The sequence below is a fragment of the Marinobacter sp. DS40M6 genome, from assembly GCF_028581595.1.
Classification (GTDB): Bacteria; Pseudomonadota; Gammaproteobacteria; order Pseudomonadales; family Oleiphilaceae; genus Marinobacter; species Marinobacter salarius.
In genome coordinates this window covers 1-17,255 of record NZ_JAFCAE010000001.1, presented here as the reverse complement: position 1 = coordinate 17,255, position 17,255 = coordinate 1, and the positions used below count along the sequence as shown (strand labels likewise).

11 protein-coding genes are annotated in these 17,255 nt (G+C 61.0%); all 11 read left to right on the top strand.

What is annotated here, in order from left to right; genetic code table 11:
* Positions 1-140: 140 nt before the first annotated feature.
* The 11 genes from tssF to tssM all read left to right on the top strand — a co-directional run bounded on the left by tssF (position 141) and on the right by tssM (position 17,108).
* Entirely contained in the window at positions 141-1,913 is a 1,773-nt protein-coding gene (tssF, locus tag JJO78_RS00055; protein ID WP_091643193.1) for a type VI secretion system baseplate subunit TssF, read from the top strand.
* Entirely contained in the window at positions 1,877-2,893 is a 1,017-nt protein-coding gene (gene tssG, locus JJO78_RS00050; protein ID WP_036211243.1) for a type VI secretion system baseplate subunit TssG, read from the top strand. Before tssF ends, tssG begins: the two co-directional genes overlap by 37 nt.
* A gap of 41 nt (positions 2,894-2,934) precedes the next feature.
* Positions 2,935-4,269, top strand: a complete 1,335-nt coding sequence (gene tagH / locus JJO78_RS00045; RefSeq protein WP_085678562.1) for a type VI secretion system-associated FHA domain protein TagH — start codon at positions 2,935-2,937, stop codon at positions 4,267-4,269.
* Positions 4,266-4,799, top strand: a complete 534-nt coding sequence (tssJ, locus tag JJO78_RS00040; protein ID WP_091643198.1) for a type VI secretion system lipoprotein TssJ — start codon at positions 4,266-4,268, stop codon at positions 4,797-4,799. The genes tagH and tssJ overlap by 4 nt, the downstream gene beginning before the upstream one ends.
* Positions 4,799-6,133, top strand: coding sequence for a type VI secretion system baseplate subunit TssK (gene tssK / locus JJO78_RS00035; RefSeq protein WP_075195790.1), 1,335 nt, complete (start codon positions 4,799-4,801; stop codon positions 6,131-6,133). The genes tssJ and tssK overlap by 1 nt, the downstream gene beginning before the upstream one ends.
* A 3-nt stretch (positions 6,134-6,136) precedes the next feature.
* Positions 6,137-6,964, top strand: coding sequence for a type IVB secretion system protein IcmH/DotU (gene icmH, locus JJO78_RS00030; RefSeq protein ID WP_036211235.1), 828 nt, complete (start codon positions 6,137-6,139; stop codon positions 6,962-6,964).
* Between the two features lie 10 nt (positions 6,965-6,974).
* Entirely contained in the window at positions 6,975-9,617 is a 2,643-nt protein-coding gene (gene tssH / locus JJO78_RS00025) for a type VI secretion system ATPase TssH (RefSeq protein WP_177190636.1), read from the top strand.
* A 169-nt stretch (positions 9,618-9,786) separates the two neighbouring features.
* Positions 9,787-11,352, top strand: a complete 1,566-nt coding sequence (locus JJO78_RS00020; RefSeq protein WP_091643215.1) for a sigma-54-dependent Fis family transcriptional regulator — start codon at positions 9,787-9,789, stop codon at positions 11,350-11,352.
* Entirely contained in the window at positions 11,349-12,002 is a 654-nt protein-coding gene (gene vasI, locus JJO78_RS00015; RefSeq protein ID WP_126811170.1) for a type VI secretion system-associated protein VasI, read from the top strand. The genes JJO78_RS00020 and vasI overlap by 4 nt, the downstream gene beginning before the upstream one ends.
* Before the next feature lie 50 nt (positions 12,003-12,052).
* Complete coding sequence (gene tssA / locus JJO78_RS00010) at positions 12,053-13,489, top strand: type VI secretion system protein TssA (protein ID WP_273622634.1); 1,437 nt, start codon at positions 12,053-12,055, stop codon at positions 13,487-13,489.
* Between the two features lie 34 nt (positions 13,490-13,523).
* Positions 13,524-17,108 (top strand): type VI secretion system membrane subunit TssM, encoded by a 3,585-nt coding sequence (gene tssM, locus JJO78_RS00005; protein ID WP_273622633.1) that lies wholly within the window; start codon positions 13,524-13,526, stop codon positions 17,106-17,108.
* Positions 17,109-17,255: the final 147 nt, after the last annotated feature.

The window sequence follows — 17,255 nt, the reverse complement described above, 5'->3', positions numbered from 1 at the left end:
TGACTGCACCCCTGCTCGGAGTCAGAGGCGATGGCGATACCTTTCCTTCTGGGAAAAAGAACTCGCTTTGCTCGGACACCTTTTTCCCGGCAGGAAAGGTATCCCCATCCCCTCGGCCGAACTTTGGTGTAGTAGTCGTTATGAAGTTGAATCGATTTTACAGGGACGAACTGAGTTTTCTCAGGCTACAGGGCAGAGAGTTTGCGGATGCGCATCCTCAGCTGACCCGGTTTCTTTCTGAGCAGAGTACTGACCCGGATGTCGAACGACTGCTGGAAGGCTTCGCCTTTTTGACCGGGAAGCTCCGGGAGAAGGTCGAGGACGAGTTTCCTGAGCTGACGCATTCGCTGCTGAACATGCTGTGGCCGAACTATCTGCGGCCAGTGCCCAGTTGCACCATCATGCGGTTTGATCCGCAGTTGCACGCCATCAGTGAGCGTCAGCGGGTGGATCGGCATACCGAGATCAAGAGCCGCCCGCTGGGAGACGCCACGCGTCAGACCCAGTGCCGGTTCCGTACCTGTCGGGCGGTGGACGTGTTTCCAGTCAGCGTGGCGGATGCTCACGCAGAGCACTCACGGGAAGTGTCTTCCGTCACCGTCGACCTGGCGTTGCACACCGACCAGCCGCTGTCGTCCCTGGGGCTGGACAACCTGCGTTTTTACCTGGGCGGCGAGAGCCATATTTCCGAGACGCTGTACCTGTGGCTGAACCATTACCTGCAGCGTATGGAACTGGTGGTGGGCGATTCGGTGTTTTCCGTTCCGGCCAGCCAGTTGAAGCCCGTCGGGTTCGCTAACGACGAGGCGCTGTTGCCGTACCCGAAGAACGCCTATCCGGGCTACCGGATTCTGCAGGAATTCCTGAGTTTTCCGGAAGCTTTCCGGTTTGTGGATATTCAGGGCCTGAAAGCACGGCTGCCAGCGGTGCAGGCGGATGAGATCAGTCTGCGGTTTCACTTCAGCCGTATCCTGCCGCCGGATGCAAAGATTCGTGCGGAGAATTTCCAGCTTTACTGCACGCCGGCCATCAACCTGTTTACCCACGAAGCCGACCCGGTGGACCTGAACGGCCGCCAGACGGAGTACCGGATTGCGCCGTCCAGCCGGTCGCCGGAGCACTACGAAGTATTCAGTATTGAGCAGGTGGAGGGCTGGCTGGAAGGCCGGTCCGGACGCGGAGAGCCGCGTTTGTATACCGCGTTTGAGAGTTTTCAACATGAGGTGGAGCGGGATCGTGGCCGCACCGCCCTGTACTACCGGGTGAAAGCCCGGGAGAGCGTTCGTGGGGATGGCTTTGACCACTACATATCCTTCGTGCGCGGTGACGAGTCCGAGTGCCTGAACCGGCAGGAAGCGGTATCGCTGACTCTGACCTGCACCAACCGTCAGTTACCGCATCAGCTGGCGGTGGGGGAGATCTGCATGGCGACAGAAACCACGCCGGCATTCGCCTCATTCAGCAACATTACCCGGCCCACGCACACCCTGCGGCCGACACTGGATGGCAGCCTGTTGTGGACACTGATCTCCAACCTGTCGCTGAACTACCTGTCGCTGCTGGATGTGGACGCCTTGCGCACGGTACTGCGGGTTTATGATTTTCGCGCCCTGGTGGATCGCCAGGCGGAGCGGGTATCCCAGAAGCGCCTGGCCGGCATCCTGGACATCGAAACCACGCCGGTGGATCGGATGGTGCGGGGGTTGCCGGTGCGGGGTATTCGCTCGGTGATGCGGCTGGATCAGCAGTCGTTCGCCTCGGAAGGCGATTTGTACCTGTTTGGTACGGTACTCAGCCAGTTTTTCGCACTTTACGCCAGTATTAACGCCTTTCACCAATTGGAAGTGGTGAATACAGACAATCAGGAACGGTACACATGGACGTTACAACAAGGGCAGCAGCCTCTGATGTAGCCGAGCTGCAACCCGTTCTGGGCAATGCACGGCGCTACAGCTTTTTCCAACTGGTGGATTTGATCCATCGTCACCACGGTGATGATCTGGAACGATCCCAGGACGAGCAGCCACAGCGGGAGCGCATCCGCTTCTCCGCGTCGGCCGGCCTGGGTTTTCCCGGCAGTGATGTGGTGTCGGCGGCGTCGCCGGAGCACGAGCACGCGCCCTATCAACTGGAAGTCAGTTTCCTGGGCTTGCACGGTTCCCAGTCGCCCCTGCCAGGCTATTACCTGGAGGACCTGGCCTGGGAGGCGGGGCAGAACCTGGGCATTCGTCGCCACTTCCTGGATTTCTTCAATCACCGGCTGGTGACGCTGTTTCATCGGGCGTGGCGCAAGTATCGCTATTACGTGCGGTTTCAGCCGGAGGCCTCTGACGGCTTCTCCGAGCATATTTTCTCCCTGGTGGGTCTCGGTGACCCGCAGGTCAGGGCGGCAACACCGGTTAACTGGTCGAAGATGCTGGCCTATGCCGGGATGATGGCGGGCCGTAGCCGTTCTCCGGAAGTGGTCAGCGGCATCATCGGTCATTGCTTTGATCTGGACGATGTCGGCATTGAGCAGTGGGTATTGCGTCGGGTGGAGATCCCGAAGGATCAGCAAACTCGGCTGGGGCAGGCCAACGCCGCCCTCGGTGAGGACACGCTGGTAGGCTCGGGCATTCGCGATCGCAGCGGCAAATTCATCCTGCGCATCCGCAACCTCGACCGACAGCGATTTGCGGATTTTCTGCCCAACGGCGACGACCACGACCGGCTGGTGAAGCTGGTGGAGTTTGTCACCCGGGAACAGCTGGCTTACGACCTGGAACTGCAGATGCGCCCGAGGGATGTAAAGCCAATGCAGTTGGGCGCGGATGTGCGGCTGGGCTGGAACTCGTTTGTCACCCCGGAAAAAGCCCGGAAGCTGCCAGCGGTGCGGTTGCAGATTCGCCGCTGAATTCTATGGATTGCTTAGCAGGTTAATAAAGGAAACCGGATATGGAACATCAACCAACCCATAACCTGAAACTGGTGGTCAGTAATCCCACCCAGGTTGCCAGCGGCCTGGCCCGGGAACACGTGTTCGGGATCAGCGGCGGCTCAATCGGCAGTGCCGGCAGTGATACCTGGCAGCTGTCTTCACACCGCACCGGTGCTGTTGGCGGCCATGCAGAAGTTCGGTTTATGGACGGCGTGTTCTGCCTCATTGACCGCAGCGGCCGCACCTATATCAACAGCGGCACCCAGCCAGTCGGCCGGGGCCGCCGGGCACGCCTGAAGAGTGGTGACACCATCACCATTGGTCGCTATCAGCTCAAGGCAGAGGTACTTAGCGGCCGGCGCCAGGACGGTACCCTGCCGGAAGAGGTTGAGGACGCCACTCTGGTCAATGTCGACGAGGGCGAGCTGATGCGCGCCGAGGAGCGTGAACTGGAAACCGTTGGCGACGAGCCGCTGCACGGTTTGCAGCCGGCGCCGGGTGAAACCTTCAGCGACGATCCCCTGCAGGCCTGGTCAGACCCCCATGGCGAAAGCCAGCACGCTGATGTGGCCGAAAGCCGTGACCGGGAGTCCCTGCTGGCGGACAAGCCAGAGTGGTACGCCAGCGAGGGTGCCGTAACCGACGAGTATCGCGAGAACCGTGACGTAGCCATGGGCTTGCCCATGCGAAAAGGAGAGGGTGACAGGATGTCAGAGACCACCAAGCCGGCCCGCCGCCGGGAGACCAGTGATCAGAGCCGCCAACACATCAGCGGTGCGCCGCTGTTGCGCGGCATGGATACCGATCTGGGCTTCGCCGACAGCGACGAAATGCGCCTGTTCCTGGAAGAGGCTGGCCAGACCCTGAAAGCCACCGTGGAAGGCCTGCTGGCCCTGCATCAGGGTGAGGACAGCCGCCATCAGGCTCTGCGCACCCGCTTGCAGCCCATTGAGGACAATCCGTTGCGCCTGGGCGAAGACTACAACGAGACCGTGCAGACCCTGTTCGCCAGCCAGCGCAGCCCGGTTCATCTGTCCGCACCGGCGGCGGTCAGTGAGAGCCTGCAAAGCCTTCACCATCATCAGCTCGCTACCCAGACCGCCATTCGCGAGGGGCTGGATGCCATTCTCCACGCTTTCTCACCCGAGGCATTGCTGCGCCGGTTCCATGGTTACCGCCGGGGCCTGAAAACCGACGAAGATGAAAGCAACTGGGCATGGGAGATGTACCAACACTATTACCGGGAACTGAGTTCCAGTCGTCAGCAGGGTTTTGAGCGCCTTTTTCAGGAGGTGTTTGAACAGGCTTACGATCAACAACTGCGTCAATTACAGAGGGAGAACCTGTCGTGAAGTACTGCAAATGGAGTTTGCTGGTCGCCATTCTCGTTTTGGTGGGGTGTAGCACCCCCTACAACGCTGTTACCAAGACCGCCAAGGTGATGTGGGATCCGGACATACCTGTGGGTTACCCGGATGAGCTGCCAAGCCGCGTGGACCTGACCATGTTGGCGGAGCCGGACGTGAACCCCAACGAATCCCTGGCGCCGACACCCATCGCCTTCCAGATCATCCAGATGCGGGACAGCTCGCGCCTGATGGCGGCAGATTTCGACCAGTTGCTGGGCGAACTGGAGCCGTCCCTGGGTCGCAACTACGTCGACCACAGCGATTACACCCTGGTGCCGGGGCAGTTCAAGTTCATTGAGCCGTTCGAAATCGCCGAGGATACGCGCTTTATCGGTGTGATCGCCTTCTACGCCTATCCCAACCTGTCTCAGTGGAAGAAGGTGGTGAAGGTGGATCCCATCGGCGGTCGGTACCACCTGTTGGTCAATCTGCGCGAGCGTGAAGTTCAACTCAGAAGGTCGGATGAGTCCTGATGTCTGCAACGAATCGAGTCGTCTGGAGTGATGGGCTGTTCATCAAACCCCAGCACTTCCAGCAGCAACAACGTTACCTGGAACACCAGATCAACGAACGAGCCCTGGCCATTTCTGATTACCTGTACGGTTTCAGTGATCTGGAGCTGAACGCGGAATACCTGAGCTTTGGCCGGGTAGGCCTGGTACGGGCCAGCGGCCTGTTTCCGGACGGCACCCGTTTCTGCCTGCCCCAGGACGACGTGATGCCGGAACCCCTGGAGATCACCGATGCCTCCGTGGCCAATCAGGTTGTTTACCTGGCCCTGCCGCTGGGCAGCGAGAGCCTGGCGGAAGTGGAGTGGCCGGAAGCCGCCATCGCTGGCCGTTTCCGGGCCCAGAGCGAGGAAGTCCGGGACCTGCATTCCATTGACGGAGACTCCCACACCATCGACGTGGCCCGGGTGGCCCCGAAACTGATGTTGGAACGGGACGATCGCAGTGCCTACGCGGCCCTGGCCATTGGCCGGATCCTGGAAAAGCGCCCGGACGGCAGCCTGGTGATGGACCCGAACTTCATCCCCACCATGCTCAGTGTACGGGCAGCGCCCCGGCTTCAGCGTTTCGTCGGGGAAATGGCCGGGCTGATGCGTGAGCGGGCCAAGAACATTGCCGAGCGCGTGGGTGCCCCGGGGCAGGGTGGCGTCGCGGATGTGGCGGATTTCATGCTGTTGCAGATGCTTAATCGCGCTCATCCCCGTTTCCTGCATCTGGCGCGTTTGCGTCAGTTGCATCCGGAGCGGCTCTACGAGGCGTTGCTGGAGTTGTGCGGCGAACTGGTGACCTTTACCGATGAAAACCGCCTGCCCCAGGAATACACCGCGTACGATCACGACCTGCCGGAGGATTCCTTCACCCCGCTGATGCAGGTACTGAGGCAATCACTGAGCACGGTGCTGGAGCCGCGCGCGCTGGCTATCCAGCTGCAGCAACGCCAGTACGGCCTCACGGTGGCGCCGGTCCAGGATGCACAGTTGATCGGCCAGGCCGAGTTCATCCTGGCAGTGAAGGCGGACATGCCGCTGGACGATCTGCGCAAGCAGTTCACCCAGCAGTGCAAGGTGGCGTCGGTGGAGAAAATCCGCGATCTCATCAGCCTGCAATTGCCGGGGATTCCGCTGTCGGCCTTGCCGGTGGCGCCCCGTCAGTTGCCGTATCACGCCGGGTTCGTGTACTTCCGGTTGGACGACCAGAGCCAGGCCTGGCAGATGCTCGACAACGCCAGCGGCTTTGCGTTCCACGTGGCCGGCAGTTTCCCGGGAATGGAAATGCAGTTCTGGGCAATCAGGAGCTAAATCATGGCAGATGCACCGGTGATGGATTCACCCAATGGCAACACGGAAGCAGGTGGCAGTGCGTTTGATGACCTGATGTTCGCGGACAGTAACCGCGATGGTCGCGTGGGCGATCAGGGCTTCGGTAATGACCAGTTCCAGCTGCGGGGCCTGGAGGATAACCGGCTGATTGATGCCGCGACGCCCCTGCTGGGGCTGGTAATCCGGGTGCGTCGGCTGGCGGATTTCCACGGTGTGGAAAACCTGTACCAGCAGGTGGTCGACGAAGTGGCCGCCATTGATCGGGAACTGGTGGAGCAGGGCTACGAGCGGCCGACGGTGGTGGCCTATCGCTACGTACTCTGCGCCTTTATTGACGAAGCCGTGCTGGGCACCGACTGGGGTGCCCACAGCGTGTGGTCCCAGCATTCGTTGCTGTCCCGTTTCCACAACGAAACCTGGGGTGGCGAGAAGGTGTTCGCCATCACCGCCCGCATGGAGCAGGAACCGGAACGTTACCGCGACATGCTGGAGTTCATCTATCTGTGCCTGTGCCTGGGATTCGAGGGCCGCTACAAGGTAATGACCAACGGCCGGGACGAATACGAACAGATTATTCGTGGGCTGTATGAACAGATTCGCGGGTTGCGTCGCGACGAGGAACCGCAGCCCCTGACCCGCGCACTGGACAACGTAACCCCGGCTCGCAACCGGCTACGGACAGGCCTGCCCCTCTGGGGCATTGGCGGACTGTTTGTGGCGGCCATGGCCGGGGTATACACGCTTTACAACATAGCGCTGAACGAACGCATCAGGGATGTGCTCAGCGTACTGGAACAACTCCCGAAATAAGGAGATCACTGTGATTCGGGTAGAACTGCCGGCGCTGATTGGGCGCCTCAACGAGATTTGTCGCCAGGGAATGGAAAGCTCGGCGGCCCTGTGCATCAGCCGCCAGGGTGCGGAAATCACTCCGGCCCACCTGCTGTTCAAACTGCTGGAAACTCCGTTTACGGACGTGCGCCAGATTCTGGAAAGCACCGGTATTGATCACCACACGCTGCAACCGGTGGTGGGGGACAGCCTGAACGGCGAGCCTCAGTCCGCCGAGCCGTACCCGTCGTTCTCGCCGCTGCTGATCGAACTGCTGCAGGACGCCTGGCTGATTGCCTCCACTGAACTGGGCCACACCGACCTGCGCTCCGGTGCCATCATGCTGGCACTGCTGATGAACGCAGACCGCTACCTGATGCCCCAGGTCAGTCAGCGTCTGAAAGACATCAACCGCGAACAGCTGCGCCGCCAGTTCGATTCCATGACCCGCGGCTCGGTCGAACAGCCTCGCGCTGAGGATGGCCCCAGTGCCGCCAATCAGGCGCAGGTGGACATGGACCCGCTCAAGCGCTACGCCACCGACTTCACCAAACTGGCCCGGGAAAAGAAACTGGACCCAGTGGTGTGCCGCGACACCGAAATCGATCAGATGATCGACATCCTCTGCCGTCGTCGCAAGAACAACCCCATTGTTGTCGGCGATGCCGGCGTGGGCAAAAGCGCCGTTGTTGAAGGCCTGGCCCTGCGTATCGTCAATGGCGATGTGCCGGAGCGCCTGACGGGCGTGGAACTGTGGACTCTGGACATGGGGGCACTGCAGGCCGGTGCGTCGGTGAAGGGCGAGTTCGAAAAACGCCTGAAAGGCGTGATTGAAGCGGTGAAAAGCTCCGCGACCCCCATCATTCTGTTTATCGACGAAGCCCACACCCTGATCGGCGCTGGCAACAGTGAAGGTGGCTCCGACGCCGCCAACCTGCTCAAACCGGCCCTGGCCCGTGGCGAGCTGCGGACCATCGCCGCCACCACCTGGCGCGAGTACAAGAAATACTTTGAGAAAGACCCAGCCCTGAGCCGCCGCTTCCAGCCCGTCGCGCTGGATGAGCCAACCCCGGCTCAAGCGGTCCACATCCTCCGTGGCTTGCGTACTGTCTACGAAAAGGCCCATCAGGTCCTGATCGCCGACAGCGCCCTGAAAGCCGCTGCCGACATGTCTGCCCGCTACCTCGCTGGCCGTCAGCTCCCGGACAAGGCCATCGACGTGCTCGACACCGCCTGTGCACGGGTCAGCCTCAACCTCAGCACGCCTCCGCGCCGCCTCAGCCACGTGCGCAGTGAACTGCACCAGTTGGGCATGGAACAGGAATTGATGACCCGCGAACAGACACTCGGGCAGGCCATCGACCACCAGCGTGAAAACGAACTGGTGGAGCGCCTGGAAACCCTGCGTGAGGAAGCGGAAGAACTGGAACAGCGCTGGAATGACCAGCGGGAACTGGTGGCGCGTCTCGTCGACATTCGCGAGCAACTGCTGAGCGAGGACACTGCCGAGACTGACGCGGATGTATCAGCGGAAGACGCCACGCCGGAAACCAGCGAAGAGCGCCCTGACCTGAAAAGCGAAGCCGCCGCCATCGAACAGGAACTGGAAGAGCTGCAGGCCGACGAGCCACTGGTACACGCCCGTGTCGATGCCCGCCAGGTGGCTGAAGTCATCGCCGACTGGACCGGTATTCCGGTCAACCGCATGACCGCCGACGAGCTGGAAAAGATCACCCGCCTGCCGGAGTATCTGCAATCGCACATCAAAGGCCAGGACACCGCCATTGGTGCACTGCACCAGCACCTGCTCACCGCCCGCGCCGACCTGCGTCGCCCGGGTCGCCCAATGGGCGCCTTCCTGCTGGCCGGCCCCAGTGGTGTGGGTAAAACCGAAACCGTGGTGCAACTGGCCGAACTGCTCTACGGCGGCCGCCAGTTCCTCACCACCATCAACATGTCCGAATACCAGGAAAAACACACCGTCTCCCGCCTGATCGGTTCACCCCCGGGCTACGTGGGCTTCGGCGAAGGCGGCATCCTCACCGAAGCCATCCGCCAGAAACCCTATTCGGTCGTGCTGCTCGACGAAGTCGAAAAAGCCCACCCGGAAGTCCTTAACCTGTTCTACCAGGCCTTCGACAAAGGCGAACTGGCCGACGGCGAAGGCCGCCTGATCGACTGCAAGAACGTGGTGTTCTTCCTCACCTCGAACCTGGGCTACCAGACCATCGTCAAACACGCGGACGAGCCGGAGAAGATCGAGGAAGCGCTGTACCCGGAACTGGCCGACTTCTTCAAACCGGCACTGCTGGCACGTATGGAAGTCGTGCCCTACCTGCCGCTGGGCGAGGACACCCTCAACCGCATCGTGGCCGACAAACTCGGCCGCCTGGCCACCCAGATCGGCGACCGTTACCACACTGAAGTGGAACTGGAAGACGGCCTGGTAGAAGCCATCCGCAGCCGTGCGACACGCAGTGAAAACGGCGCGAGGATGCTGGAGTCGATTATCGAGGGTGAACTGTTGCCGCCAGTATCACTGGCACTGCTGGAAAAGCTGGCAGCGAGAGAGCCGGTCGCCAAAGTGACCCTTGGCGTTGAAGATAACAAGTTCACCGGAACCGTTGCCTAAGGCAACGCGAAAGTAGCGGGTGCTGGGGCTCGGCTTTCCAAAACCCTGCGGAGCCATGGATGGCGGAGCGGAGCGTACAAGGATGTATTCACAGCGTGTTTTGGAAAGCCGAGCCACAGGGCCTGCGGTCGGCGAACTCAACATCTCAGGGAATAGAAACATGGGACGGATGCAGACGGAGTTGCACACCGGCATAGACCTGGCGGTTGAACTGCTCCGGCAGGACAACCTGCCAACCCTGCTAAAAGTCGCCTCACGGCAACTCGAAAACACCTTCGGCCTCACCCGCTGCTGGTCGCTCGAACTCGACCTCAGCGGCCGCACGCTCCACTGCGCGGCACTGGGCGAGCAGGGCGAGTTCGACTGCGGTGACTTCAGCCACCCCTTTGCCCACCTGCTGCAACAGGGCAAACCCAGGGAATTGTCACGGGCCGCGAGCTACCGCCTGGATCATCCGGGCTTCCAGGCCCTGGTCGACGCCAGCAACCGGCCCCGCTCATTCTGGCTGGAACCCATCAAAGGCGAAGACGGCCGCACTCTTGGCATCCTCGTGCTGTGTAATGAAGAACCCGAATGGGACGGCATCACCGCCCAGCCACTGTACCGCGGTTTGTTAACCCTGCTGTCTCACCAATGGGTCAGCCAGCTCAAGACCAGCGACCAGGTCTGGCAGCGGCGCATGCTCAAGCGCTCCCTCGACCACCTCCACGACGCAGAAGCCGTACGCCAGCGCTGTGAAGAGTTGGCGACCACTCTGGTTGGCAACTCCAAAGGCATGACCGACCTTCGCGCCCAGATTGTCCGGGCCGCCGGTAGTCAGCTGTCGGTTCTGGTGCAGGGTGAAACCGGCTGCGGCAAGGATCTCGTAGCCCAGGGCATTCACCGGTTTTCGGATCGGGCCGAAGGGCCCTTGGTGGTGGTCAATTGCGCCGCCATCCCGGACTCGTTGCTGGAAAGTGAACTTTTTGGCCATACCAAGGGTGCGTTTTCCGGTGCCGACCGAGCCAAGGAAGGTCTGCTGGCGCAAGCGGATGGCGGCACCCTGTTCCTGGATGAGATCGGCGACATGCCCATGGCTCTGCAGTCCAAACTGCTGCGGGTGCTGGAAAGCCGACGCTTCCGCCCACTCGGAGCTCAGCAGGAACAACACTCTGATTTTCGACTGGTCGCGGCCACCCATCAGCCACTGAGTGACTGCATCGAAGAGGGCCGGTTCCGCCGCGACCTGTTCTACCGGCTCAGCCAGTTCCCGTTGCGGGTCAAGCCATTGCGGGAGCGCCCGGAAGATCTGGAGCCCCTGTGCCGGCATTTCATCCGTGAGTACACGGCCCGCGAGGGCGCCGGCCCACTGGGTATCAGCAGCCATGCCTTGGGCATGCTGGCGGCATATAACTTTCCCGGCAATGCCCGGGAACTGAGGAACATTGTTGAGTTTGCCTGCCTGCAAACACCGGTGGGTGACGATATCCAGCCGGAAGTACTGCGCCTGGATGACCTGTTTCCGAGCCAGGAAACCTGTGTGGCCAGTGACTTTCAGGGGACTGCCGTACCGGGCATGCCCCTGGCGGATGAAGTGGACGACCTTCGGGCCGCGGCCCAGGCGTTCGAGGCTGCCATCATTCGTGAACGCCTGCGCCAGTACGGTGGCAACCGTGCCCAGGCAGCGGAAAGCCTGGGGCTGCCCAAGCGCACCCTGGCCCATAAATGTCTGAAGTATCAGGTGACAGAAGCGTGAACCCAAGTATTCGAAGTAACAGCCTCCTTGCCATTGTGCTCTGCGCCCTTGGTACGACGATGTCTCTGGCTGCCAATGCGCAGGGCAATCCCCAGGTGGCCGAGGCCATGGCGTGTACCGAAGAGAGCCAGCGCCTGGAACGGTTGGCGTGTTTTGACGAGGTGTTTGGTACCCCGTTTTCAGTGGCGGTTGAAGACGCCATCGTTGGCAACCAGCCCGAGCGCTGGCGCCAGGCCTTTGCTCAGGAACAGCGCCGCCGCCCGGGTGACGGCCCGCTGTATCGCAATACTTCGGAGCTGGCAGGACATCTGCTGACGCTCAGTGCCCTTGGGGTCAAACCGCCGAGGCCGCTGCTGGCGGTGCAGTGTCACAACAACATCACCGAACTGACGTTGATGATGCCGGAGGCAGTGAAAGAGGAACGGGTCACCGTCGATTTTGGCCAGGGCCGTCAGATCTGGCGGGCCCGGGACGACGGTTTCGTGATCAGTGGTGGTCGGGGGCTGCCCGCTATCCGAACCGTGCGAAACATGGCGGCCGCGTCCGGAGTGACTGTGGCGTCGTCCAGTGGTGTCGTCGACGGGTTGATGTTCGACCTGACCGGGTTTCGGGAAACCCTTGAGCCACTGCGGGAAGCGTGTGGCTGGTAGTGATCTTTATCAAGAATGTGTAGTGCCATTTGCAAAGACAGGGATTGGACATGCAGGCAGTAGAGCAGCATCCATACGTTGAACAGGTGTTGAATAGGCTTTCCGGTGAGAGCGCCACGGGTGAAAACCTGATGGACGACCCCACCATGGAATACCTTGAGAACGAAATCATGAAAGTGGGCTCGCTGGCCCACACCGGTGTTGAATGGGGCAAGGTGGAGAGTGAGTCGCTTCGCTTGCTGTCAGACACCAGTAAAGACCTCAAGGTGCTGGGTTTTCTTCTGCTGTGCCTGCAGCGTGGCGGCAACGGTGAACGGTTTGCGCTGTCGCTGTACCTGTTGCACCGGGTACTGGACAGTTGGTGGCACGACGCCTGGCCCTATCCGGGCGACAAGGGCAAACGCGCCCGCAAGATGCTGATGACCCAGATTCTGCAACGGGCCCTCAAGGAAGTGTCGGCACTGAGCTTCGACGGCGGCGTGGGCGATGGCCGGGAATTCTGCCTGACCACGCTCGCCAAGCTGCTGGAACAGGCGAGTGCACTGGAGCTGCCGGATGACGGCCTGGTGGACTTGCGTCGGGCCGTGGAAAAACTGCCATCGCCATCTGATACGCCCAGGCCGTCGGAAGCCACCGAGAATACCGAAACCACGGGTACGTCATCGGCCGGCGCCTCTTCGTCGCAAGCCAGCAGCACCTCTTCCGCGTCTCTGGGCAGCCTGACCCTGGACCCCGCCAATGAGCGGGCCACCCGCCAGAGCCTGCTTAAAGTGGCGGATATGCTGACCGAAACCACGCCCGCCGATGCATTGGGCTATCAGCTCCGCCGTTACGCCATCTGGCAGACCATTACCTCGGTTCCACCAGCACGCGACGGCATCAAGAGCGATCTGGCGGCGGTCAGCGCCGACAGGGTGGCTGACTATCGCGAGAGCCTGTCCAAATCCCCGGATCTGGCACTTTGGCAACGCATTGAGCAAAGCCTGTCGGTCAGTCCGTTCTGGTTGGAGGGCCACTGGTTAAGCGCACAAGTGGCGTCTTCGTTGGGGCATGAGACCTGTGCCGAAGCTATCCGCACGGCGGTCAAAGCCTTCGTTGAGCGGTTGCCAGAGTTGGCGGACATGACCTTTAACGACGGCACGCCTTTTCTGCCCAAAGCGGTAGCCGACTGGATGCTCAGCGGCCCGGCGAAAGGTGGCGCCGCAGGCGGCGCGAGTGCATGGGAACAGGCTTACGAGGATGCCCGGGCAGTGTTGGATCAGAAGGGTCTGGCGCCGGCCATGAAGCTGCTGGAAGAAGGCCTGGATTCCGCGCGCGAGCCCCGTGACCGATTCTACTGGCGGCTGATGAGCAGCCAGTTGATGAAAGACAGCGGTATGAAAAGCCTGGCGAAACAACAGGTGCAGGATCTGCGTGAGCAGACCCGTGGGATGAATCTTGAAGACTGGGAGCCCGGCCTGGTGGCCCGGCTGGACAGACTCGCATAACAACTGACGGATCAAATTGACAGGAATGGACACCATGTGGAGACAAGCCCTACTCATTGGACGACGGATACTGCCCTTTGTGCGCAGTGCGGCGCCGATTACCCTGGCGCTGGGTGTGGTGGTACTGCTGGCCGCAACCTGGTGGTTGGGCCCGCGCCTGGAAATCGGCGGTGAATACCCGTTGGCTGCCTGGCAGATGCGTGCCCTGGTGACGCTGGTGGTGGTACTGCTGGTGGCTATGGTCTGGGGCATGATGCTGGCGCGCAAGCTGCGTAAAGTGAACGTCGCCAAGGCGGAAGAGCAGAAGGAAGAGGAAGATCCCATCCTGCCGCTGGAACGGCGTCAGCAGCGCCTGCTTGATCGCCGCCTGACGGAACTCAAGAGCAACCTGCCGGGACGCAAAGGTGTTTATCGTTTGCCCTGGTACCTGGTGATGGGCCTGGAAGATGCCGGTAAAACCAGCCTGATTCAGCGTTCCGGGCAGACATACACGCTTACCAATGTCACCCGTAACCCTCGTACCGAGCGAAATCCTTTTGGTTTTGAATGGTGGGTCGGCGATAACGGCGTACTGATTGATCCGGACGGCGAACTGCTGAGCCAGAACGACGGCGAGGGCGCCACCAGCGATATCCAGCAGCGGCTGTGGACCCACTTCATCACCTGGCTGGAAAAGAATCGTCCCCAGCGCCCTCTGAATGGCGTTGTGCTGGCGGTTGATCTTGCTCGCCTGAGTACCGGCAACGAACAGCAGCGCCAGGCCCAGGCCATCCTGCTTCGTACCCGGCTGCGGGAACTGATGGAGCAGTTGGGCTCCCAGTTGCCGGTGTACATCAGCTTTACCAAAATGGACCTGCTCTACGGGTTTGCGCCATTTGCCCGCACACTCTCCAAAGCCGAGCGTGAACAGCCCCTGGGCTTTACCTTCCAGTTGGACGGCCAACTGGATGCCGACGACTGGCTGGGCGAGTTTGACCAAAGCTTCAGCAAACTCGCGGAGCAACTCGGTGAGCGGCTTCCGGATGTGCTGTCTGCCACAAGGGATGCTGAAGAGCGTGCCGCTGCTTATTCCTTTACCCGCCAGTTGGCCGGCCTGAAGCCAGTGCTTGAGCAGTTCCTGGCAGACCTGCTTTCTGCGGATGCCTTTTCAACGCCGGCCCTGGTGCGAGGCACCTACTTCACCTCCGTGGTTCAGGAAGGCGTGCCGGAAGATGCGTTTGTCTCAGCCGCTGCCGCGAATTATGGGCTTGCCAGCCCGATACAGCCGGCTCAGCGTGGTGGGCAGTCCTCAAGCCTGTTCACCGAAAAGCTGTTTCCCAACATTATCTATCGCGAAGCGGGCCTGGCTGGTGACAACCAGAAAGTGGTTGGTAGTCGGCGTCGCCGCATTGCTGTCGCGGCCGTCGTGGCCGTTGCCGCCGGCCTGGGTATGACCGCCGGATGGCAGCACTACTTTATCGAAAATGCACAGGCCGCTACCGCGGTGGAGGAGCGGGTACGCAGTTTTATCGATAACTGGCGCCCCATCGGCTACGAACCTGACACCACTGGCCGCAATTTGCTGGAGCCTCTGGACCAGCTGCGGGAAGCCACCCTGGCGTTTGGTGATTACCGGGCGGAACCGGCTGTCGTGGCGGATATGGGCCTGTATAAAGGCCACAAGGTTGGTCCGGAAGTGGAAGAATCCTACCTGGACATGCTGGCCTACCAGTTCATGCCCGCGCTGATGCTGGGCGTGATGGAAGAGATGAGCGATGCCCCGGACACCAGCTCTGAGCGCCTCGACCACTTGCGTGTATTGCGGATGCTCTACGATGCCAGTGGCCGCCGCCGGGACATTGTTCACAGCTACATGAGCGATTATTGGCAACGCGCCTACCCGGCGCAGCGGGATCTGCAACAACGGCTGCTCAGCCACCTGGACTATGCGATGCTGCACACGGACCTGAACCAGAGGGTGGAAGCGGGTGACAAGACCGCGGACATGGCCCTGGCCCCCTTCCGCAGCAGTGTTCAATGGGCTCAGCACGAGCTCGGCCGCATTGCGACTCCGGACCGGGTTTATCGGGATCTGGAGAAAGAAGCGGAGCAGAACTTCCGCTCACCGCTGGATCTGGCCCGGGAGTCCGGACCGGCCTTCAGCACCGTGTTCGTACGCCTGGATGAGTTCGGCGAACCTCTTGATGAGGAGAACACCGAACAGGAAGATCCGGTGGTGATTCCATCACTGTTGACCCGTGAGGGCCTGGATTCCTGGTTCCTGCGCAAATCCGGCTCGGTGACGGAACTGGCTCTGGTTGATGCCTGGGTATTGGGCCGTCGGGACGATGTGAACTTCAGCAAGGCGGATGAAGCGCGGCTGCAGGCGCAACTGCAATCCCTGTACGCGGAAAACTACGTGGCGAGCTGGCGTCGGGCGCTGAGCCGGCTGGACATCCAGAGCTTCAGCGACCTTAACCATGGTGTGCGTATTCTGGAAAGCCTGACCAGCGGTCACGAGCCGTTGAATCAGTTGCTGGCGCAGGTTACCGCCAATACCCGATTGATTCCCGGTGGTAGTGAAGAAGCCGAAGCGGCCCGCAAAGTGATGGAGCAGTCCGCCCACTTCCAAATGGTTCAGGAAATTGAACGACAGTTCACCGACCTGAACGCATTGATCGACAAACGGGGTGACAACCCCAGCGATATGGAACAGGTGATGGACGTGGTTCAGAACCTGCACACCTATCTGCGTGGCATCCAGGAAGCACCGGATCGTGGCAAGGCTGCGCTTTCCGCCGCCCGTGCCCGGATGGGCCTGCAAGGCGCGGACCCGATCTTCACCCTGCAACGGGTAGCCTCAAATCAGCCGGCACCGCTGGACCGTATGCTTGAGAAGCTGGCATCGGAAAGCTGGCGCGTGGTGCTGGATCAGGCTGTGGCGCAGCTGGAACGCCAGTGGTACCAGGAAGTCTACCAGCCGTTCCAGCAGAGTCTGGCCAGGCATTACCCGTTCAATCCGGGCGCCGGCCGCGACGCCGCACTGCAAGATTTCGAGCGCTTCTTTGCGCCGGACGGTGTGCTGGACCAGTTTTACAACGACAATCTGAAGCTGTTTCTGGAAGACCATCCGGAACACATTGCCGGTTCCAAGCGCGCCAGCCTGGTTCGTCGTGATGTGCTGGCCTCGCTGGAGAAGGCTGAGAATATCCGCCGTGCCTTCTTCACGCGAAGCGGCTCATTGGATGTCGAGTTTGCACTGGAGCCGTTGCACCTGTCTTCCAACAAGCGCCGCAGCGTGATGAACGTGGACGGGCAACTGGTCGAATTCAGCCACGGCCCCAGCCAGAGCATTCCGCTGGTGTGGCCCAATACACTGAGGGATTCGGTTGAGAGCCGGGTGACCCTGGTGCCCACGGAAGTGAACCGCTCGCCACGCAGTATTTCGGAAAACGGCCCCTGGGCGTTGTTTCGCCTGCTGGACGAAGCCGACATCACCGGCGTGAGCAGCAGTGCCGTGGATGTGCGGTTTGCGTTGGACGATGGCGAGATGCGTTATCGCCTGCATGCGGGCAGTAATACCAACCCGTTCACACAGCAGTTGCTGGCGGGGTACCAGATGCCACGCAGTCTGTATTAGACTATGCACCAGAGCCAATACGGAAACAGGACGTTTTCCGTATTGGCGGTTCAGGATTTTACTGCTTCAAGGATCGAAGACATGCCCCAGGCAACCGGACTGCAGTTCACGGCCACCCTTGGCCAACTCCCCAAAGACCTGTTCGTG

Bases quoted from the DNA above. Each gene is read 5' to 3' on its own strand.
- tssF (WP_091643193.1), top strand. From the start codon at position 141: ATGAAGTTGAATCGATTTTACAGGGACGAACTGAGTTTTCTCAGGCTA.
- tssG (WP_036211243.1), top strand. From the start codon at position 1,877: ATGGACGTTACAACAAGGGCAGCAGCCTCTGATGTAGCCGAGCTGCAA.
- tagH (WP_085678562.1), top strand. From the start codon at position 2,935: ATGGAACATCAACCAACCCATAACCTGAAACTGGTGGTCAGTAATCCC.
- tssK (WP_075195790.1), top strand. From the start codon at position 4,799: ATGTCTGCAACGAATCGAGTCGTCTGGAGTGATGGGCTGTTCATCAAA.
- icmH (WP_036211235.1), top strand. From the start codon at position 6,137: ATGGCAGATGCACCGGTGATGGATTCACCCAATGGCAACACGGAAGCA.
- JJO78_RS00020 (WP_091643215.1), top strand. From the start codon at position 9,787: ATGCAGACGGAGTTGCACACCGGCATAGACCTGGCGGTTGAACTGCTC.
- tssA (WP_273622634.1), top strand. From the start codon at position 12,053: ATGCAGGCAGTAGAGCAGCATCCATACGTTGAACAGGTGTTGAATAGG.
- tssM (WP_273622633.1), top strand. From the start codon at position 13,524: ATGTGGAGACAAGCCCTACTCATTGGACGACGGATACTGCCCTTTGTG.